We start from the raw sequence: 19,925 nt of genomic DNA on the forward strand, positions 1-19,925 counted from the left end.
GCCTTCCTCTCGCAGTCCTTTTTCGTGTAAATACTGTGTCATCTCCGATAGGTCACGGGATAAAGCTACTTGCTCTAACCTCTCATCTTCCGACAATCTATTCAAGTGTTCTAGTGCCATCTTAAGTTCCTCGTCTTTTGATAAATAATGGTATTCCGCTTCCGTTATTGCTTCGGAATGACTTAAAAGATAACACCATTTCTCTCTTAAATCAATCAATTGCTTGTAATCGCTTGGCAGTTTATTTAACTCGGCGGTCACAATCCTTAAATTTTTATTCAATCTATCATGAGGGTACTCGTCCGAGCGGATAGAAAAAGAATTAATACTACCCTTAAATTTTTTTTCCAACATCGAGTAGGTCGTGAATATCAAAGAATAGGCTGGTGCGACTTGGTCGTAATCCTTCCCTCTCTTTAAGCCCTGACTATAGAGTCTAGTCCAGTAAAATAAGATCCTTTCCTGCAGGTATTTGCTGAAGACCGATTGCATCTCAACATTGATATTCTCACCACTACTGAGCCTGACTCGCAAATCCAATATGACTTGCTTTTCATCTGATTTCTCGGGTAGTATTGCGTGTGGTTCGCAGTCCAGAGCATCGGTCGGCTTGGATGCAGGTGTTTGATCATCTTTGTCTTTAGCCTCAGGGTTTAGAATGATGACATCGGAGATGTTATCAGGAATAGGCAGAAAGCTCCTCAGTAATGACATCAAGACCTGCTCGTTCCTTGAGAAGAAAATCTTAAATATAATGTCTTGAGTTAGCTTTAACCCCATAGTTTTTTTGGGTGTTTTTTTTGCCATTTTTTTGGACATTAGATATTTCTCCTTATATGTTGAGTGATTTTTAGCAACAATATTATTGATAGCAACATATAAGCTAATCGGTTTTTAGGTCGGCGATGTAGCTTTTCCGACAGACGGTCGGAATTGGCCGACAGATGGCACTCATACTTTGTTTGTAAGCCCAGATATAGTTAGATTCGGTCTATTTGCTGTAAGCTAAACACTCGGGCATATGCAATGCTTGAAAAGCCAAAGTTTAATGCTGAGCTGTTGCAAAAGCAGGCTTTATTCTCTGAAGCTACAACGGGATGAAGTGTTGACAAGCCCTCGGACGATGCTGATACGGAACTGGATACCGACGATGAACCGACTAGCTATCAGGTACGAAAATAGATTTGATATTGAGTATCAAGATACAAAAAATAGTTGCTAGGATCTACTTAGAGGCTGTAATCTAAACTGTGCAAGTTTGAATTAAGAAAAACTATTTTGCCATTGGCACTTTTAGTACTTGTCCTACATATATAGTGTCCGAACTAAGCCTTGAGAGCTTTTTGATACTTTCAACTTTGCTGTTGAATTTTTTGGCAATAGAGAATAAGGTGTTGCCTTTGACGACTGTGTAATCTCGCACTGTCGTATGCGCAAGGATCATATCGGCGGAGGCGTAGTCGTTGAGGTAATTTTTAATGCCCGATACGATATTCTGCGCAAGTTTTGCTTGATAATCTGGTTGTCTCAATAGTTTTTCTTCTTCTTTATGGGTGAGATAGCCGAGCTCTACTAGCACTGATGGGACATCGGGGGATTTTAGGACGAGGAACGCTGCTGATTCTATTTGCTGACTTCTAACATTGCCGCCAAAGGCAGTAAGGATGCGCTGCCCCAGTAAATTGGCGCGTTCCATCGCTGCGTTCTGCGATAAATCTAGTAGTATCGAGGCGAGGAGGTTGTCTTTATCGTCAAGGTTAACACCGCCTACCACTGCTTTGTTCTCGCGTTGTGCAAGTATACGCGCCGCTTCGCTGGAGGCGCCTTTATCGGATAGCACATAGACTGATGCGCCGCGCACATTATCGTGATGAAAAGCATCAGCGTGCAATGAAATAAACAGATCTGCCCGATGGATGCGTGCGGCTTGTAGTCTTTTTCTTAAATCTATGAAGCGGTCGTCGTTCCGCGTTAGTAATGCTTTGATACCGTATTCTTGGTTGAGCATGCGTTGTAGGATAATTGCGGTTGCTAGCACGATGTCTTTTTCCCTGCTGTTTGATACGCCGATGGCGCCGGGGTCTTTACCGCCGTGCCCAGGGTCGATCATAATCAGAGCATCGCGTAGCTGGGTTTTATCTATCTGTCTTGTAGTCTCAGCGGCGATTGGTTGCGGTTTGCTGACCGGTTGCGGTGTGCTGACCGGTTGTGGTGCGCTGACCGGTTGTGGTGCGCTGACCGGTTGCGGTGTGCTCACTGGTTGTGGTGTGCTGGCTGGTTGCGGTGTGCTGACCGGTTGCGGTGTTCTCACTGGTTGCGGTGTGCTGACCGGTTGCGGTGTGCTGACTGGTTGCAGTTGGTTAATCTGCCCGGGGGTGCGAGGTTGGCTACTGAACCAGTTCGGATAGTTTAGCTTGAACATCAAGTGCGAGGCATCGGCTGGTAGCGTCTGCAACGATGTACTTTGTATACCGGCAACAAGGTCGAAGACTATTCTATAGTTTCCACCTTCTTTGGCTGCTAAGCGTACATTTTTGATAAATGTGTTTTGCATATTGGCGTCTGCTAACCTTGCGCCGCGCACCGTATCAAATAGATCGATGACCAAGCGAGGTGGGTTGCCGAGAATTAAGGTTTTATATCGCGGACGGCTATCAAAGCCGAGCGAGATAAGGGTGCTCTGATTAGCTTCGCTGATTTGTATGTCGCGTAATTCTGCTGAGTATGAAGTGAGTGGATATAGGCAGAGCCATGCGCATAAATATAAAAAACAAATGCTTTTATTTCTGAAGTATTTTTTCAAGACTTAAAATCCTCAATCATTTTTTAAAATCTTCAATTATTTTCTTTAGGGGATATTGCGTATTATTATCTATTAGGGCATTACGCGATAAATCGTCAATCTCCAAATTGATACATAGCGTCGGTTGCGGTAGCAGTGTTGCGGCATGTTCTGGCCATTCAATAATGCAAAAAGCATCGTCGCTAAAATAATCACGACCGCCGATCAGATCGAATTCATAAGCATCGGATATGCGATAAAAATCAAAGTGATGAACGATCAATCGTCCTATAGTATAACTATTAACCAGCGTAAAGGTAGGGCTTTTTACCGCTTGCGTGTAGCCTAGACCATAGAGGATCCCTTGACATAAGGTTGTTTTGCCAGCACCCAACGGTCCCTGCAGCCATAACGAGGTTGCCGGGCGCACATAATTTGCCAAGCATATACCCAATTGCTGCATAGCGGCGGCATCTTTAATGTGCAAATTAGGCATGGTAGCTAGTTTTGGCAGAACTTCCATTCACTACGCTGGGCAAATAATTGATGACGACATCGGCACTCAAACCGCGTGGCAAGTCGGCAGCAGCAAGATCGCCAGCGCGGGCGTGCGCACAGGTTCCGAGCAGGGCAGCTTTTTCTTGCGTCATACCTTGCCCTTGTAGTGATGCAATAATGCCGCTGAGCACATCGCCCATGCCAGCACTGGACATGCCCGGGTTACCGCCTTCGCACACTGTCGTTTGGGTGTTACTGCTAACGATCGTACCAGCGCCTTTTAGCACGCAGACACCGTGGTAGCGATTTTGTATCTCTTGCGCCGCGGCAAAGCGATTGCTTTGTATTTCACTGGTTGTCTTGTTCAATAGATGCGCCGCTTCGCCGGGATGCGGGGTGAGTATCCAGCGCTCTGCTGCCAGCGGCTCTTCGGCTAATAGATGCAAGGCATCGGCATCCACGACCAGCGGTTTATTGCTGTCTAAGGCTTCGGACAGCAGCGCAAGTGCCCAATCGTCGTTACCTAATCCCGGTCCTACGACGATCATGTTACAGTCTCGTATCAGTTTTTTCATTGCTTTCGAATTTTCCGCATCGTGTACCATCAGCGGTGGGCATAGCGCAGTCGCAATCGCAGTATGCTGCCCTCTCGTGAGCACACTGACCAAGCCAGCACCGCTATACAAAGCGGCTTTAGCAGCCAAGCCGATTGCTCCAGCCATACCATAATTGCCACCTATGAGCAGAACATGTCCGAAGTCCTTTTTATGCGTGTCGGACGATCTGGGTGGCAGCCATTTTAGTGCCTCTGCATGGTTGAGTAGTTGACAGTCGGGTTGTATCTGGCTAATGATGTCCGCTAAACATTGTAAGTTGGAAAAAAAAATCTGTCCGCAATAATCTTTGCCGGCAGCAGTATACATGCCGCGTTTGCGGGTGATAAAGCTGACCGTGATATCGGCATTGACTGCGACTGGTCGCACACACCCGCGGTCGGCATCTAAACCCGAAGGAATATCCACTGCCAGCACCGGTGCGCTATGGCTATTGATGCGATTAATCCAGTTGACCGCTTGCTCCGATAAGTCTCTATTGAGACCGCTACCGAAGATCGCATCAACGATCACATCGGCTTTGTCTACTTCGGTTGCTGTGATTGTTTTGCCACCCGCTGCTAGATACACGCGACGCGCTTTTAATGCATCGCCTTTGATGTGATCTGTATCGCCGAATTGACAAATCTTTACATTCCTTCCGATGCGGTGGAATAACTCGGCGATGACATAACCGTCGCCACCGTTATTACCGACACCCGTATAGATGATGATATTACGCGCGTCCGGCCATCTCGCAATCAGTTGACCAAAGCAAGCTCGCCCAGCCCGTTGCATCAACTCGTAGCCGTCCACGGGTGTTTGCTCAATGAGCATTTGATCTATTTTTCTACTCTGCTCAGCAGTGTATAGGGCACGCATCATTCTGCCTGGTTTGCTGGTAGGCTATGTTTATCAACATGCGTTTGCAGCCACATTTCAAGTAGCGCACAATGCCAGAGTTTGTTGCCTTGTATCGGGGTCAATTGATCTTCTGCAGAGTTTAGCAAGTGGTTTATGTAACTATGTTCAAATAAGTCTCGCTCTCGGCAAGCTCTAGAGTTTAAGGTGTCGCACATCATTTCAAAAAATATTCCCTGTATATATTTTAAGGCAGGAACTGGGAAATAGCCTTTTTTACGCTCTATAATTTCAACGGGTAGATAGCGGCGGGCAATTTTTTTCAAGCAGTATTTGCCGCCGTCTCTGAGTTTGAGTGTCGCCGGCATCGCGCAAGCACGCTCAACTAGATGTTGGTCCAAAAACGGCACTCTCGCTTCTATCCCCCAAGCCATCATCATATTGTCTACCCGCTTGACTGGGTCGTCAACGATTAATGTGCCGATATCAAAACACAAAACAGTATTCAGAAATTCGGGTTGATTAATTTGTCTAAGGCGGCTTTCGACCAATGCCGAGGTGTTGTCGTGTATATGCCATCGCCGCGTTACGGTGTCTAGATATTCTTTGTGGCTGCGATCGAAGTAGTACGGCTTGAATCGTTCTATAGCCGATCCGTTTGCCTGGTGCATTTTAGGATACCAGAAATAGCCGCCGAATACTTCGTCAGCACCTTGTCCGCTTTGCACAACTTTAATGTCTGCAGCGACTTGCTCGGCGAGTAAGTAGAAGGCGATGCAATCTTGGGCAGGCATCGGTTCAGCCATCTTTGCAATTGCTTCGCCGAGGCGACTGTATAATTGAGTATCGGATACGCTAAAGCGATGGTGTTGGGTGTCGAAATATTTGACAACCATATCGGAATATACGAACTCGTCGCCAAATTCTTTGCCTTTGCTATCAAAGCCTATCGTATAGGTGTTGATATCGGAGATGTTCAATTTAGCGAGCAGTGCGACCAAAAGACTCGAGTCCAGACCACCCGATAGTAGCACACCAACATCTACATCAGCTATCTCAAAGCGTTTCTTAACCGCGTTCAATAGCTCGCTTTCAATCAATTCCAGCCACTCGTTTTCTGACATCACCATCGGCTGTATCTGTTCGGGCAAAGACCAATAGCAGCGCTTAGTCGAATTGCCCGAGTCATCGATTGACATAGTATGTGCCGGTTCCAGTTTGCGTATGCCGCGCAGCAATGTGCGCGGTGCTGGCACTACCGCGTGCAAACTGAGATGGTGATGCAACGACAGCGCGTCAATCTGTGTGTCTATTCCATCGGTTGACAATAGCGCCTGCGGATTGGATGCAAAGCGCAAACAATCGGCGGTGCGTGCATAATAAAGCGGCTTGATGCCTAAGCGGTCGCGTGCCAGCAAAAGTGTGTTCCGATACTTATCCCAGACTGCAAAAGCAAAGATACCATCTAACCGCTCAACGCACGCTGCTTGCCAACGGTGATAGGCTTTTAATATGACCTCACTGTCGCTGGTGCTGAAAAAGCGATAGCCATAAGCCTTCAGTTGTGCTCGCAGCGTTTTATAATTATAAATGACACCGTTGAATACCAGTTGCAAGCCGAGCGCGTCATCGCTCATCGGTTGATTGCCGCTCTCTGATAGGTCAATAATTGCCAGTCGCGCATGCGCAAGACCTACATTTTCGTGGCACCAAATCCGCTGACTGTCGGGACCGCGAAAACTAATATGCGCGAGCATCTTCCGCAAGTTATCGGCATCTGCCTTCCGCCCCCCAAAATAAAACTCACCGGCAATACCACACATTGTGGCTAAATTATACAGGATATCGCTAAACCCACCCACTGATCTGATCGCGCAACCTCCGGTGATACGCGCTGTATAGTAATTAAATTATATACATCATATAATAAATAAAGTAGCATCAAACCTAAGGAATTATGGAGGCTGAATTGAAGGAGCGACAATTTAGCAGCAATGCAGATAGCATAAGTTTTATTGATACACTGGTAATATTAATACTGGGAGGTATTAGTATAGGAATTGTAGTATTGGGGAACTACCTTGATAGTCACCTTGTTTCCATATTAGGGCTATTGTTTATTATAGTAATAGCCGGAGTTTCTGTACTCAGATTTATAAGTTCTATTCTAGATCTTACAGATCGTCTAAAGCAAAGATAGATCCTTTATCTAAATTAATTAATAACGCTCGGTGGCTAATTGCAGTGTTCACTTTGGGTGCTATGCTACCCTTTCATGTGAGGTTTTCGTTAAGAGGTAGGGGCGAGACCAAGTGTCACCCAGTGACGATCCTATTCTCTGCGTTTGTTCTCCAATCGCTTAAATCAGCAAGTGTAGATATTTCGGATGATTGGTCAATACGCAGGCTTTGTAATGCAAAGGTTGTTTGCTTTGCGTTTTAAGCCGATTTTTCATATAATATGAACTGTTATTTGAACATAGGTTGACTTTTATAAGCTCCTCACTGGGAGCTTTTTTATTATATGCGTATCAGTCGGGCGTAGATTGTCTGAAGGAGCGATATGGATAGTGCTACGGATTTATCGGAGATCCTAAAACCGGTAGTTGAAAAAATGGGTTATATTTACTGGGGTCTGCGGGTGCAACAGCACCGTGCGCATTCGCTGTTGCAGGTGTATATAGACCATCCCACTGGTGTGACGCTTGATGATTGTTCTGCGGTTAGCAATCAGTTGAGTGGTATATTGGATGTTGAAGATTTAATTGAGCGATCGTACACCTTAGAGGTTTCGTCGCCCGGCATAGATAGACTGTTGCTCAATAACGAGCATTATGAACTATATATAGGAGCTAAAATAAAAGTGAAAAGCTATATGGCTGTAAATAATAGAAAGAATTTTACCGGTCTTTTAGAGGCTGCGAATAGTAGATTCATCACCCTAAAAACTGAACAAGGGTCGATTGATATTCCGCACAATGCTATTAAGCAAGGACAATTACTTTGCGAAGATTAACATAACTCTGAACGAGGACATAGCTATGGAAAATAAAGAGATTTTACGAGTAGTAGAAGCTGTACAAAACGAAAAAAATGTAGCTGCCGAAGATGTATTCAAGGCTTTAGAAGCCGCTTTAGCAGTTGCCGCTCGTAAGAAATACGATAGCCATTTAGATATTTGCGTAGAGATAGATCGCCAAACCGGATCATATAACACCTACCGGCGATGGCAGGTTGTTGACGATGATGATGTCGAGTTTTCATCTTCGGATTATCAAATACTGCTGAGTTCGGCGCGTAAGGAAGACGAGTCGTTGAACCCCGGCGATTATTTGGAAAGACAGGTTGATAATGTTCCTTTTGGACGTATTTCCGCATACACTGCTAGACAAGTTATCGTACAAAAGTTACGCGAAGCTGAGCGTACGCGCACGGTATCTTTGTATAAAGATAAAGTGGGAACTTTAATTATGGGTAATGCTAAGAACGAAGATCATAGCGGGCTCTATATAGACTTGGGAAATAACGGTGAAGGTTTTATACCTCGTAACGAGTTAATTCCGCGCGATACGATTCGCCCCGGCAACCGAGTGCGTGCTTACTTAAAGGAAGTACGCGAAGACATGCACGGTCCGCAGTTGATTATGTCGCGTACCGTCCCTGATTTTTTAATCAAGCTATTTGAGTTGGAGGTTCCGGAAGTAGCACAGGGACTAATAGAAATTAAAGGCGCATCGCGAGACCCAGGGCTGCGCGCGAAGATTGCGGTATATTCTAAAGACTCACGCTTGGACCCAGTGGGAGCCTGTGTAGGCATGCGTGGTGCTCGGGTGCAAACGGTATCCAACGAATTAGCCGGAGAGCGCATAGACATTATTCCTTGGGATGAAGATTTCGGTAAATATGTGGTCAATGTGATGGCGCCCGCTACGATCAATTCTATCGTAATAGAAGAAGACCTCAAGCAAGTAGATATCGTAGTCGAAGAGGAGAAACTTTCTCAAGTAATAGGTCGCGGTGGACAAAATGTACGTTTAGCGAGCCAACTTTTGAATTGGAAGCTCAATGTTATTTCAACAAAAGTTGCTGAAGATAAAAAAGAAAGTGAAATGCAAGATGTCATTAAACTATTTAATGAAAAATTGGATGTTGATAAAGAGGTTGCCGAAATTCTAGTTGATGAAGGCTTAGACAGTATGGAGGATATCGCATATGCCGAAACTGAAAAGTTGCTTGCAATTAAGGAGTTTGACCAGCAGCTGGTAGACGACTTAAAAAGTCGTGCGAGCGATGCTTTGTTTGCGATGGCAATATCCGACGAAGATGGCGACGATGATAGCGCGAGCAACGAATTAATCGATTTAGAAAATGTCGATGAAGCATTGTTTTTAATACTACGACAAAATGGCATTAATAATCGTGAACAATTAGCTGAGCAGGCGGTAGACGACCTAATAAAAATAGAAGGTATAGATAAAGATAAAGCGGCTGATTTAATTATGGAGGCTAGAATTCCCTGGTTTCAAAATGTTGAAAACGAATAAAAGATGAGCGAAGCAGTAACAGTTAAAAAATTTTCGGAGGTCGCGAAGAAATCACCGGCCGAAATACTTAGTATCCTCAAAGAGGTGGGGATTACCGGCAAGAAGGCAAGTGATACTATTTCGCACGAGGAAAAGATGCAGGTCGTTGAATATATTCGCAAAGGCAAAAAGGTGTCTCGCGTCCAGCGTAGCACTACGCAAGTACATACCGTGCAAGGTCGCAAGGCTAATACGATCACGGTAGAAACTCGTAAACAGACTAAGCCACCAAAGCCTAAGAAAATTACTCGCACTAAAGCGTCCAAACCAGTAGCCGTTGATAATACCCCGGAGACTAAGACAGTCAGAAAAAAAGCAGTCCAACTGACGATACCTGACACCGCAGACCGCGATGAAAGCAAAAAGGTCGTCAAACTTAAAGCTAAATCGACCCCAGAAACTAAGGCGAAGTCTGCTGCTACTGTTGAAACCCCACCACCTGAAGTGAAATCGGATAACAAGGTCGAGCCAAGCGATAACCAGGAACAAAAACAGGAACAAAAACAGGAACAAAAAGCAAAGCGCAAACAGTTAAGCATTGCCACTGATAAAAGTGGTAAACGAATAACTAAAAGGCAAAACCTACAGTCGCTTAAAGTCGTGCCATCTCAAAAGCATGGTTTTGAAAAACCGACTCAGCAGGTAAAGCGGGAATTAGTAATCCCTGAGCATATATCGGTAACCGATTTGGCGCAAGGTTTGGCTATTAAAAGTGCTGAACTTATCAAAAAGATGATGGGTATGGGTATTATGACAACTATCAATCAGTCCTTGGATCAAGATACTGCGGTGCTGATAGTAGAAGAATTAGGACATCGGGCAGTTGCCGAGAGACAAAGCGATGCCGAAGCGAAGTTGGTTGATAGCGTGGACGATGAAAATCTAGAGAAAGTTGCTCGCCCACCAGTGGTGGTGGTAATGGGACATGTAGATCACGGTAAAACATCGCTATTGGACTATATACGTGATACTAAAGTGCACAGTAGCGAAGCCGGTGGTATCACTCAGCATTTGGCCGCTTATCATGCACAGACTGATAAAGGTGTGATTACTTTCTTGGACACACCTGGCCATGCTGCCTTCTCTGCAATGCGCGCCCGTGGCACTGAGGTGACTGATATTGCAGTTTTGGTCGTGGCAGCCGATGACGGTGTGATGCCGCAAACCATAGAGGCTATCAAGCATGCGCGGGCAGCTAAAATTCCAGTCATTATCGCACTGACTAAAATAGATAAGGAAGGCACGGATAAGGAGAAAATAAAATCAGAACTTGCCAAACACGACATCGTTTCGGAATCGTGGGGGGGAGATAGTATATTCGTCGAGGTTTCGTCTAAAACTGGGCAAGGTATAGACGAACTATTGGATGCAATTTTATTACAAGCCGAAATTATGGAACTCAAAGCACCGCTATCAGGTTTTGCGCGAGGTACGGTGATCGAGGCAACCTTGGATAAGGGACGCGGTGTCATTGCAACGATATTAGTACAACAGGGTGTTTTGAATAAGGGTGATATTTTATTGGCCGGTACCGAATTCGGTCGCGTGCGGGCGTTGTTGGATGAAAACGGTCGCTTGTTGGGTAAAGCAAGCCCTTCAATACCGGCTGGGATGCTAGGGCTTTCTGGTGCGCCGTCGGCAGGCGACGAGTTCATAGTCGTCGAGAGCGAACGCAGAGCAAAGGAAATTGCCGATCTACGCCGTCAAAAACAACGCGATAAACAACAACTAGCACGCACTTCGATAGTGCATATGGAAAACTTTATGCAAGATGCTGGCAAAACCGTTCAGTCTATTAATATCCTACTCAAAGCGGATACTCGAGGTACTGCCGAAGCCATACAAGACAGCTTATCTAAAATTCCTACAGACGAAGTGAAGGTTGATATATTATTTACTGGTGTCGGCGGTATTAATGTTTCTGATATCAACTTGGCGGCAGCATCTAAAGCACTGGTTTTAGGCTTCAATGTCCGTGCCGATGCGCAGGCGCGCAGAGAAGCCGAAAAGCAATATGTTACGATACAGTACTGTAGCGTTATCTACGAGTTACTGGAGAGTATCACTGAGATGGTCGGAGGTATGTTAGAACCTTCTATTAAAGAAGAGATAATCGGTATTGCGCAAGTAAAAGATACTTTTAGATCATCAGCCCTCGGCGTAGTTGCCGGTTGTCAAGTGATAGAGGGTACGGTACGGCGAGGTAATCCGATTCGTGTAGTGCGAGACAATGTAGTAGTTTTTGAGGGGCAGCTTGAGTCTTTGCGCCGCTTTAAGGATGATGTGAACGAAGCTAAAGAAGGTTTAGAGTGTGGGATTGCGATTAAAGACTATAACGATGTGAAATTGGGAGATCAAATAGAAGTTTTTCAGCGCACTGAAGTGCGCAGGACATTATAATGGCTACCGTATCATATCGCCCTCTACAGATGGCCGGTCTGCTCAAGAGAGAGATAACCATGTTGATGCGTAGCAAAATAAATGACGCACGCCTAAATTGTCTTTCCGTAACCGATGTTGAGGTGAGTAAAAACTGTTCGCACGCAAGAGTTTATATTTTAATACCTTCGCACGAAGACGAGAAGCAAATGCTCAAAGTCGTCACCGCTGCCGGTGGCTTTATCAGGAGTCATTTGTCATCAAAGCTGGCACTGCGGTTTATTCCTAAGCTGAGTTTTAAGATAGATAATTCATACCAGCATGGTAATCGCATAGAACAGATACTAAAAGAAATCCACCGCTAGTCAAGTAGCGTCAGCAAACCGAGCATGCACGCATATGTTGCTGATAATCGTAAAGCACTTGCTGAGATGATAGTTTTATGGTCGAGCTAGACGCGCTAAAAATATCGTTGGTCTATAAACTCATGCGCGAAGTTCACACTCCATGCCATGTCGGCAATAGATAATAGCTTACTACTGCTTTACAAACCAAGTGGGATAAGTTCCTTTTGGGCAGTTAAAAAAGTGAAGGATCGTCTGGGTGTCAAAAAGGCTGGCCATGCCGGCACTTTAGATCCTTGTGCAGAAGGGTTATTAATTATCGCCCTAGGCAAGGCCACTCGCACACTCAGTTATATAATCGGACAGGACAAACATTATGAGGTTTATGCCAACTTAGGCATACGCACTGCAACCGGTGATCGAGAAGGTGCGGTGGTAGAGCGCCAAGACTTTGTCATCCCACAAGCGCAGACTCTAAATCGTATATTTAGCGATTTCAGTGGTCAGATAGAACAAACTCCACCTATGTATTCGGCACTCAAACATCACGGTCAACGCTTATATAAATTGGCACGCGCCAATGTTTCGGTGCCGCGAAAAAAACGCACTGTTTATATTCAATCTTTAACACTCAAGCAAATTGACGCCGACGGTTTTAGCTTCGCCGTGCAGTGTTCAAAGGGCACTTATATACGCACTTTGGTTGAAGATATAGCAAAAGCACTTGGCACGGTTGCCTACACCGGCAAATTAAAACGTACTGCTATCGGCACTTTTAACATAAAATCTGCAATCTCGCTCGATGATTTGCCACCTAATCCGCCGGCAAAATCGCAATATTTGATAAAATCAGATAGGATTTATGCGAACTACGATGCTTATGTAATGGATGCGTCGGCAGAGAGATGTTTTAGGCACGGCTTATACACGCAGGGGTTGCCGTCAGGTGGTTGTTTTAGGTTATACAATGAGAGCGGCGATTTTTTAGGTGTTGGCGGAGACAGCAAAGTGCAAGTTCGATTTATTTAGCTGAATTGAGGATATATAGTAGCGATGATATTAAAAGATCAATTGAATAGGCCACTGCGAGATCTTAGAATCTCAGTTACCGACCGCTGTAATTTTCGCTGTACTTATTGTATGCCTAAGGAAGTATACGGAACACACTATAAGTTTATGCGGCGTGATGAATTATTGTCCTTTGAACAATTGATTCGCGTTGTGCGCCTATTTGCTGAACTTGGCGTCGTGAAAGTGCGCATCACCGGTGGCGAGCCGTTGGCAAGGCAGCGTATAGAAGTGTTAATCAAAATGATCGCACAAATAAAAGGGATTGAAGACATCAGCCTAACCACCAACGCATCGTTATTGACTGCCGATAAAGCGCGTCTGCTAAAGACTGCCGGCTTAAATCGGCTCACGGTGAGCTTGGATGCCTTGGACAATGATGCTTTTACTGGGATGAACAATGTCGCTTTTCCGGTTGATAGAATTCTAGAGAATATTGACCACGCCAGAGCTGCCGGCTTCAAACCTATCAAGATCAATATGGTTGTTATCAAAGGTAGTAACGATGACCAAGTTTTAGCTATGGTGCGCCATTTTAGAGGACACGACTACATTCTCCGCTTGATAGAATACATGGATGTAGGCAACAGCAACCGTTGGAAACTCGAACAAGTTGTGCCAGCGCAATCCTTGATTAAGCTAATCAATGAGCAATTTCCCATTGCGGCAGTTGATGCGAACTATCGCGGAGAGGTTGCTAAGCGCTGGCGATATAAAGATGGGCAAGGAGAGATAGGTTTTATAACATCAGTTTCACAGCCCTTTTGCAGAAGTTGTACGCGCCTGCGTTTATCTGCTGAAGGGAAGCTATATACTTGTCTTTTTGCTACCCGCGGTCATGATTTGCGTCAACTGCTTAACGAGGGATATTCGGACGAGCAAATCAAGCACTATATCATTGATTTATGGAGCCAACGCACAGTTCGCTACTCTGAACTGCGTAGCGCACAAACAACCGCGCTGCCCAAGATAGAGATGTCTTATATAGGCGGTTAAGGTTTTCCCCAGTTGCCTCTGGTAAGTATCATTTTGCTAACGATTATCCATATCATATATAATAAACCGCTATGAATTATTATTGTGATTTTGATGCCTGCCGCAAGCAAGGTGTGGTGTTTTTCTTATTGCTGGTTTTGCTGATGCAACCAGTCGGTGCCCAGTCGTATGCCGATGCCAGAGATTTTTTGTCAGTTTTGATAGATGATGTAGTCTCTGAGATTAAAATCAACGATGCTGTTTATAGGGAGGATACTGAGAAATTATATGATCTGATAGATGAGCGTATTGTCAGCTCAGTGGATATGGAGCTATTCGGTAAATTGACACTGGGCGGACACTGGAATAGTGCATCTGAGACGCAGCGCTTGATGTTTACCAATGCCTTACGCCGTACGATGGTGCGCAGTTATGGAAAATCTTTGTTGTTGCTTTCTAATGTAGAAAAAATTGATTACCCATTGCCTGATACTACCAAGCAGACGCGCTACCAAATAGTAAGGACGATGTTATTTTTTGTCGGTGGACAAGCACCTGTTTCAATTAACTATGCGATGCTATTTAAGGAAGATAGGTGGGTCGTTTTTGATTTGATCGTCGACGGGCTGAGTGTAGGTAAGCAGTTTAGACAGAACTTTGATATAGAAATAAAAGATAAGGGATTGGATGCATTGATAACGCGCCTCGCAGGGGATGCGGCCAGCCTTTAGAATACTGGGCTAAATCTAGTTATGCAGAAATTATATATACAGGGGCGCAAGCAGCCGCTGCAAGGTACCATTAAAGTTTCTGGTGCTAAGAACGCAGTGTTACCGGTGCTGGCTGCGACTTTGTTAACCGATGACGGTATGTATATAGGCAATGTTCCGCATTTGCACGATGTAACGACCACTATCAGCTTGCTACGCCAAATGGGAATATCGGTTGTCATAAACGAGGCGATGAATATCAAAGTCAACGCTGCCACTATTAAAGAATATATTGCACCTTACGAAGTCGTCAAAACCATGCGCGCATCTATACTCGTTTTAGGACCTATGTTAGCGCGTCACGGGCGCGCCAAAGTATCGTTGCCTGGCGGTTGTGCTATAGGTTCTCGGCCGGTCGATATACACATTGAGGGTCTGCGCAAGATGGGGGCAGATATCAAGATCAGCAAAGGCTATATAGAAGCGACTGCCGCTAAGCTCAAAGGTGCCAATATAGTGTTACCCAGCATTACCGTGACCGGTACTGAGAACTTGCTGATGGCAGCCACCTTAGCTGAGGGTGTAACGACGATAAAGAATGCTGCACTTGAGCCTGAAGTCGTTGACTTGGCGGTTTGTTTGCGGAAAATGGGAGCCGATATAGAAGGGGAGGGTACCGATACCATCACTGTTCGCGGTTGCCGGTACCTCAAAGGTTGTAAATTCAATGTATTGCCGGATCGCATAGAGGCTGGTACTTTCTTAGTCGGCACTGCTGCTACTGGCGGTAAAATCAGAATAGAAAATATTACCAGTAAAATACTCGAGGCGATACTGGTGAAGCTCGAACAATGCGGTGCTGAGATCAACACTGGAGACCAATATATAGAGTTGGATATGCGTGGCAAACGTCCTAAAAGTGTTGATATAAAAACCGCACCGTATCCTGATTTTCCTACTGATATGCAAGCTCAGTTTACAAGTTTGAATATGATCTCTGAAGGCAACAGCATTGTCACTGAGACGGTCTTTGAAAATCGTTTTATGCATGTGCAGGAGATGCAGCGTATGGGAGCAGATATTAATGTGCGGGGAAATTCTGCATATATCAAAGGTTGTGATAAATTGATAGGTGCTCAAGTGATGGCAACCGATTTGCGAGCTTCGGCATCTTTGATACTCGCCGGCTTGGTTGCCGAAGGTGAAACCACAGTGGATCGCATCTATCATATCGATAGAGGCTACGAGCATATTGAGGAAAAACTCGATCGACTGGGTGCAAATATTAACCGTATCTCATAGGCTGGAGAGTGATGGAAGAATGTAGAATTGCACTTGCGAAAGGTCGCTTGCTCAAAGAGAGCATACCGTTGCTTGAACGCGCCGGTTTGGAGATGGTAGCGAATCCGAACGATGATCGCAGGTTAATATTGAACAGTAAAGATAAAAATATTGAGTTCGTAATACTACGTGCTGCTGATGTGGTTACTTATGTCGAATATGGTGCTGCTGATTTAGGCATTGTCGGCAAGGATATGTTAATGGAGGAAGACAGCAGAGGTATTTACGAACTGTACGATTTGGGTATAGGAAAATGTCGCCTATCAGTTGCCGGTTTGCCATCACCACAAAAGTTGAAATATCGTCCCCGCGTAGCCACTAAATATTGTCTATCGGCGAGAAGGTATTTTGCTCAGTGCAATAAGCAGGTTGGTATAATAAAGCTATACGGTTCGATGGAAATGGCACCGATTTTAGGATTGGCTGATTTAATCGTTGATTTGGTTGACAGCGGCAAAACTTTAGCTGCTAACGGTTTACAGGAGTTTGAGACCATCAAAGATATTAGTGCTCGCTTGATTGCGAATAGAACTGCAATGAAAATAAAGGATCGCACGGTTAAGAATTTGGTTGAACAAATAACTAATGTGTGCTGACATCTACTATCTCAATGGTTAGCGTTATATAGTAAAGCTTATGAAATACGAAACTGATGATTTAAGAATTAAAGTAATCAAAGATCTGGTAGCGCCGAGAGATTTGATAAGCCGTTTAGCGATCACTGACGCAGTGTCAGAATGTGTTTATCATTCTAGGAAGACGATCAAAGATATTTTACACAATAAAGATCATCGTTTACTGGTCATCGCCGGTCCTTGCTCGGTTCACGATACCAGAGCCGCACTTGAATATGCCGATCGCTTGCAACCGTTGATAGCGCAATACCAAGACAGCCTGCATATCGTGATGCGTGTTTATTTTGAGAAACCACGTACCACCGTAGGTTGGAAGGGGTTGATTAACGATCCTGATTTAGACAACAGCTTCCATATCAATAAAGGTCTAGAGGTTGCCCGTCGCCTGCTACTCGATTTGAACGCTAGAGGTATATCGGCTGCTACCGAATATCTGGATTTAATCAGCCCTCAATATATTTCGGATTTAATCGCCTGGGGCGCTATAGGTGCGCGTACTACGGAGAGCCAAACCCACCGCGAGTTGGCTTCTGGTTTGTCGTGTCCGGTCGGATTTAAGAACGGTACCAACGGCAATATACAAATAGCTGTAGATGCGATGCGCTCAGCATCGCAACCGCATCACTTTTTATCAGTTACCAAAGGTGGGCATTCGGCTATTTTTTCAACGGCTGGCAATCAAGATTGTCATATTATTATGCGCGGTGGCGGCGGTAAATCGAACTACGACAGCGATAGCGTTGACTATGCATCACAGTTGCTTGTCGAAGGCAAGCAAGCGAGAAAGCTGATGATAGACTTCAGCCATGCCAACAGCAATAAAAAATATCGAGAACAGATAATCGTTGCTAACAATGTCGCTGAGCAACTACAGGCTGGTGAACGGCGTATTATGGGTGTGATGATTGAGAGCCACTTGGTGGAGGGGCGGCAAGATCTCAAATTTAATAAAGACGGTACATTGGATAGGCAGGGATTGGTTTATGGGCAAAGCATTACTGATGCGTGTATGGGTTGGGAGGATACTGCACAGGTGCTGGCAACGCTTGCCGCTGCGGTGCAAGCAGGAAGGACTTAATGGCTTTGACCTTGCGGCAGCTGGATGCATCCGCAGACACTTTCTCCGAGCAAATTAGAGATTATATAGCACAGGCGCAACTCGGCACTGCCGATATTGACGATGCGGTGCGTGCGATTATCGATCAAGTGCGCACCCGTGGCGATGCTGCAGTATTGGAATATACGGAACGATTCGATAAACGCAAAGCCACCTCAGTTGCCGCCTTACGTATTACTGAAGACCAGCGTGCGCAGGCTGCGGCAACCGTCGCACCCGAATGGTCTGCAGCTTTAAGCAAAGCAGCCGAGCGCATACGCCGCTATGCTGAACGACAGCTTGTGCAAGATTGGGAATTCGTCGACGAATTTGGTGTTCGCCTAGGGCAAAAGGTGAGCGCAATTGACTCAGTAGGACTTTATATTCCAGGCGGTAAAGCCGCCTATCCATCATCGGTTTTGATGAACGCGATTCCTGCGCAGGTTGCTGGTGTTGAGCGTATTGTTGCAATGCTACCTGCTTGCGGTGGAGAGCTCAACCCTTTTGTGATGTGTGCCCTACAGTTGATGAGTATAGATGAAGCGTATACTATTGGTGGCGCACAGGCCATCGCAGTGCTAGCCTACGGCACACAGAGTATCGCTCCGGTTGTTAAGATAGTCGGCCCCGGTAATGCGTATGTTAACGAAGCCAAACGGCAAGTGTTCGGCAAAGTCGGTATAGATATGGTTGCCGGTCCGTCGGAGATTTTGGTAATAGCCGACGGTTCTACGCAACCATCGTGGATCGCACTGGATTTATTCTCGCAAGCCGAACACGATGAGCAAGCACGGTCAATATTATTATGTCCTGATGCTGACTATCTGAATCAAGTCAAGGCTGAGATTGATCGCTTGTTGCCGACTATGGCACGCCGTAAGGTTATTGAGGCAGCACTCAATCGCAACGGTTTGTTGGTCAAGGTTGATGATCTGCAACAAGCGATGCAGATAGCAAACATCATTGCCGCAGAGCACTTGGAACTTGCAGTGGTTGATGCTGAACGATGGCTAGACAGCATAAAAAATGCTGGCGCTGTCTTTCTAGGTTCCTATAGTTGTGAGGTATTGGGAGATTATTGTGCCGGCTCCAACCATGTCCTGCCGACTGCCGGTAGTGCACGTTTCTCTTCCCCACTGGGAGTTTACGATTTTCAAAAACGCACTGGCATCATGCAGTGCGATGCAAAGGCGGCATCGTATCTCGCTACCATAGCCGAGCCGCTTGCTGAAGCCGAAGGTCTGCATGCTCACGCCGCCGCCGCTCGTAGCCGTATTACCGCATCATGACATCGTTAAGCGATATCAGTGCTTACACAGACCGCTACTTAGAGGTCGGACATTTCAAAGACTATAGTCCGAACGGATTACAAGTTGAAAGTCAGCGTCCGATTCGTCTGTTGATCTCTGGAGTCACTGCATCGCAGGCTTTAATAGATGCAGCGATAGCGGAAGACGGTGATGCGATATTAGTGCATCACGGCTATTTCTGGCGCAACGAGGAACCGACCATATCAGGCATGAAAGCGAGACGATTGCGTACTTTGCTGTCCAGTGGTGTCGGATTGCTCGCCTATCATATTCCACTGGATGCGCACGATGTGGTTGGCAATAATGTACAACTGGCAAAACACTTGGGCATTTCTTTACAAGGCTGTTTCGGCGATTACAACGGTGTGCCGTTAGCGAGATACGGTACGATAGCACCATGCGATGCCGATAAGTTTGCAGACAAGATAGAACGAGTGTTATCTAGACCACCACAGCTGATAGCAGGGGGTCGCGCGACGATTGAAACCGTAGGGCTGTGCACTGGAGCTGCGCAAGACTGTATAGAAGAGGCAGTTCGTTTGGGTTTGGATGCCTATATCAGCGGTGAGATTTCGGAGCGGACGGTGCATATCGCAAGAGAAGAGGGCATACACTATTATGCTGCCGGACACCACGCAACTGAGCGCTATGGCGTGCAAGCCTTAGGCGAGCATCTAGCCGAGCATTTTGATATAACGCACCGCTATATAGAGATAGACAATCCAGTGTAAATACTACTTGCCTGAGTTTT

Annotated in this window: 17 protein-coding genes; 12 read left to right on the top strand and 5 right to left on the bottom strand. The window is 45.6% G+C overall.

The window, feature by feature from the left end; genetic code table 11:
* The 5 genes from GDA45_04245 to GDA45_04265 form a co-directional block, all read right to left on the bottom strand.
* On the bottom strand, window positions 1–819 hold an 819-nt coding region (locus GDA45_04245; protein ID MBC6414130.1), incomplete at its 3' end, for an Rpn family recombination-promoting nuclease/putative transposase.
* A gap of 454 nt (window positions 820–1,273) precedes the next feature.
* A complete protein-coding gene (locus GDA45_04250; GenBank protein ID MBC6414131.1) occupies window positions 1,274–2,803 on the bottom strand; it encodes an N-acetylmuramoyl-L-alanine amidase in 1,530 nt (509 codons plus the stop codon).
* Between the two features lie 16 nt (window positions 2,804–2,819).
* A complete protein-coding gene (gene tsaE / locus GDA45_04255; GenBank protein MBC6414132.1) occupies window positions 2,820–3,278 on the bottom strand; it encodes a tRNA (adenosine(37)-N6)-threonylcarbamoyltransferase complex ATPase subunit type 1 TsaE in 459 nt (152 codons plus the stop codon).
* Window positions 3,271–4,758 carry an NAD(P)H-hydrate dehydratase gene (locus GDA45_04260; protein MBC6414133.1) on the bottom strand — a complete coding sequence of 496 codons (1,488 nt, stop codon included), beginning with the start codon at window positions 4,756–4,758 and terminating at the stop codon, window positions 3,271–3,273. The genes tsaE and GDA45_04260 overlap by 8 nt, the downstream gene beginning before the upstream one ends.
* A complete protein-coding gene (locus GDA45_04265) occupies window positions 4,755–6,557 on the bottom strand; it encodes an N-acetylglutaminylglutamine amidotransferase (GenBank protein ID MBC6414134.1) in 1,803 nt (600 codons plus the stop codon). The genes GDA45_04260 and GDA45_04265 overlap by 4 nt, the downstream gene beginning before the upstream one ends.
* 739 nt (window positions 6,558–7,296) lie before the next feature.
* On the opposite strand from GDA45_04265, the gene GDA45_04270 reads away from it, so the two are divergent.
* The 12 genes from GDA45_04270 to GDA45_04325 all read left to right on the top strand — a co-directional run bounded on the left by GDA45_04270 (window position 7,297) and on the right by GDA45_04325 (window position 19,905).
* Entirely contained in the window at window positions 7,297–7,749 is a 453-nt protein-coding gene (locus GDA45_04270; GenBank protein ID MBC6414135.1) for a ribosome maturation factor RimP, read from the top strand.
* Between the two features lie 25 nt (window positions 7,750–7,774).
* Window positions 7,775–9,277 carry a transcription termination/antitermination protein NusA gene (nusA, locus tag GDA45_04275; GenBank protein MBC6414136.1) on the top strand — a complete coding sequence of 501 codons (1,503 nt, stop codon included), beginning with the start codon at window positions 7,775–7,777 and terminating at the stop codon, window positions 9,275–9,277.
* Window positions 9,278–9,280: 3 nt separating this feature from the next.
* Entirely contained in the window at window positions 9,281–11,716 is a 2,436-nt protein-coding gene (infB, locus tag GDA45_04280; GenBank protein MBC6414137.1) for a translation initiation factor IF-2, read from the top strand.
* Window positions 11,716–12,060, top strand: a complete 345-nt coding sequence (gene rbfA, locus GDA45_04285; protein MBC6414138.1) for a 30S ribosome-binding factor RbfA — start codon at window positions 11,716–11,718, stop codon at window positions 12,058–12,060. Before infB ends, rbfA begins: the two co-directional genes overlap by 1 nt.
* A gap of 147 nt (window positions 12,061–12,207) precedes the next feature.
* Window positions 12,208–13,068 (top strand): tRNA pseudouridine(55) synthase TruB, encoded by an 861-nt coding sequence (gene truB, locus GDA45_04290; protein ID MBC6414139.1) that lies wholly within the window; start codon window positions 12,208–12,210, stop codon window positions 13,066–13,068.
* A 24-nt stretch (window positions 13,069–13,092) separates the two neighbouring features.
* Entirely contained in the window at window positions 13,093–14,103 is a 1,011-nt protein-coding gene (gene moaA / locus GDA45_04295) for a GTP 3',8-cyclase MoaA (protein MBC6414140.1), read from the top strand.
* Window positions 14,104–14,174: 71 nt separating this feature from the next.
* Window positions 14,175–14,813 (top strand): ABC transporter substrate-binding protein, encoded by a 639-nt coding sequence (locus GDA45_04300; protein MBC6414141.1) that lies wholly within the window; start codon window positions 14,175–14,177, stop codon window positions 14,811–14,813.
* Between the two features lie 21 nt (window positions 14,814–14,834).
* Complete coding sequence (murA, locus tag GDA45_04305; protein ID MBC6414142.1) at window positions 14,835–16,094, top strand: UDP-N-acetylglucosamine 1-carboxyvinyltransferase; 1,260 nt, start codon at window positions 14,835–14,837, stop codon at window positions 16,092–16,094.
* Between the two features lie 11 nt (window positions 16,095–16,105).
* On the top strand, window positions 16,106–16,729 hold the full coding sequence (locus GDA45_04310) for an ATP phosphoribosyltransferase (GenBank protein ID MBC6414143.1): 624 nt from the start codon (window positions 16,106–16,108) through the stop codon (window positions 16,727–16,729).
* 40 nt (window positions 16,730–16,769) lie between these two features.
* Window positions 16,770–17,846 carry a 3-deoxy-7-phosphoheptulonate synthase gene (locus GDA45_04315; GenBank protein ID MBC6414144.1) on the top strand — a complete coding sequence of 359 codons (1,077 nt, stop codon included), beginning with the start codon at window positions 16,770–16,772 and terminating at the stop codon, window positions 17,844–17,846.
* The gene (hisD, locus tag GDA45_04320; protein ID MBC6414145.1) at window positions 17,846–19,153 is read left to right on the top strand and encodes a histidinol dehydrogenase; all 1,308 of its coding nucleotides are present in this window, start codon (window positions 17,846–17,848) and stop codon (window positions 19,151–19,153) included. The genes GDA45_04315 and hisD overlap by 1 nt, the downstream gene beginning before the upstream one ends.
* Window positions 19,150–19,905: a Nif3-like dinuclear metal center hexameric protein gene (locus GDA45_04325; protein ID MBC6414146.1), complete on the top strand. Its 756-nt coding sequence runs from the start codon at window positions 19,150–19,152 to the stop codon at window positions 19,903–19,905. The genes hisD and GDA45_04325 overlap by 4 nt, the downstream gene beginning before the upstream one ends.
* Window positions 19,906–19,925: the final 20 nt, after the last annotated feature.

This window comes from Chromatiales bacterium (assembly GCA_014323925.1).
Classification (GTDB): domain Bacteria; phylum Pseudomonadota; class Gammaproteobacteria; order Poriferisulfidales; family Oxydemutatoraceae; genus SP5GCR1.

Excerpts from the sequence above, each read along its gene's own strand:
- tsaE (MBC6414132.1), bottom strand. The coding sequence starts at position 3,278 with ATGCCTAATTTGCACATTAAAGATGCCGCCGCTATGCAGCAATTGGGT.
- GDA45_04260 (MBC6414133.1), bottom strand. The coding sequence starts at position 4,758 with ATGATGCGTGCCCTATACACTGCTGAGCAGAGTAGAAAAATAGATCAA.
- GDA45_04265 (MBC6414134.1), bottom strand. The coding sequence starts at position 6,557 with ATGTGTGGTATTGCCGGTGAGTTTTATTTTGGGGGGCGGAAGGCAGAT.
- GDA45_04270 (MBC6414135.1), top strand. The coding sequence starts at position 7,297 with ATGGATAGTGCTACGGATTTATCGGAGATCCTAAAACCGGTAGTTGAA.
- nusA (MBC6414136.1), top strand. The coding sequence starts at position 7,775 with ATGGAAAATAAAGAGATTTTACGAGTAGTAGAAGCTGTACAAAACGAA.
- infB (MBC6414137.1), top strand. The coding sequence starts at position 9,281 with ATGAGCGAAGCAGTAACAGTTAAAAAATTTTCGGAGGTCGCGAAGAAA.
- rbfA (MBC6414138.1), top strand. The coding sequence starts at position 11,716 with ATGGCTACCGTATCATATCGCCCTCTACAGATGGCCGGTCTGCTCAAG.
- truB (MBC6414139.1), top strand. The coding sequence starts at position 12,208 with ATGTCGGCAATAGATAATAGCTTACTACTGCTTTACAAACCAAGTGGG.
- moaA (MBC6414140.1), top strand. The coding sequence starts at position 13,093 with ATGATATTAAAAGATCAATTGAATAGGCCACTGCGAGATCTTAGAATC.
- GDA45_04300 (MBC6414141.1), top strand. The coding sequence starts at position 14,175 with ATGAATTATTATTGTGATTTTGATGCCTGCCGCAAGCAAGGTGTGGTG.
- murA (MBC6414142.1), top strand. The coding sequence starts at position 14,835 with ATGCAGAAATTATATATACAGGGGCGCAAGCAGCCGCTGCAAGGTACC.
- GDA45_04310 (MBC6414143.1), top strand. The coding sequence starts at position 16,106 with ATGGAAGAATGTAGAATTGCACTTGCGAAAGGTCGCTTGCTCAAAGAG.
- GDA45_04315 (MBC6414144.1), top strand. The coding sequence starts at position 16,770 with ATGAAATACGAAACTGATGATTTAAGAATTAAAGTAATCAAAGATCTG.
- hisD (MBC6414145.1), top strand. The coding sequence starts at position 17,846 with ATGGCTTTGACCTTGCGGCAGCTGGATGCATCCGCAGACACTTTCTCC.
- GDA45_04325 (MBC6414146.1), top strand. The coding sequence starts at position 19,150 with ATGACATCGTTAAGCGATATCAGTGCTTACACAGACCGCTACTTAGAG.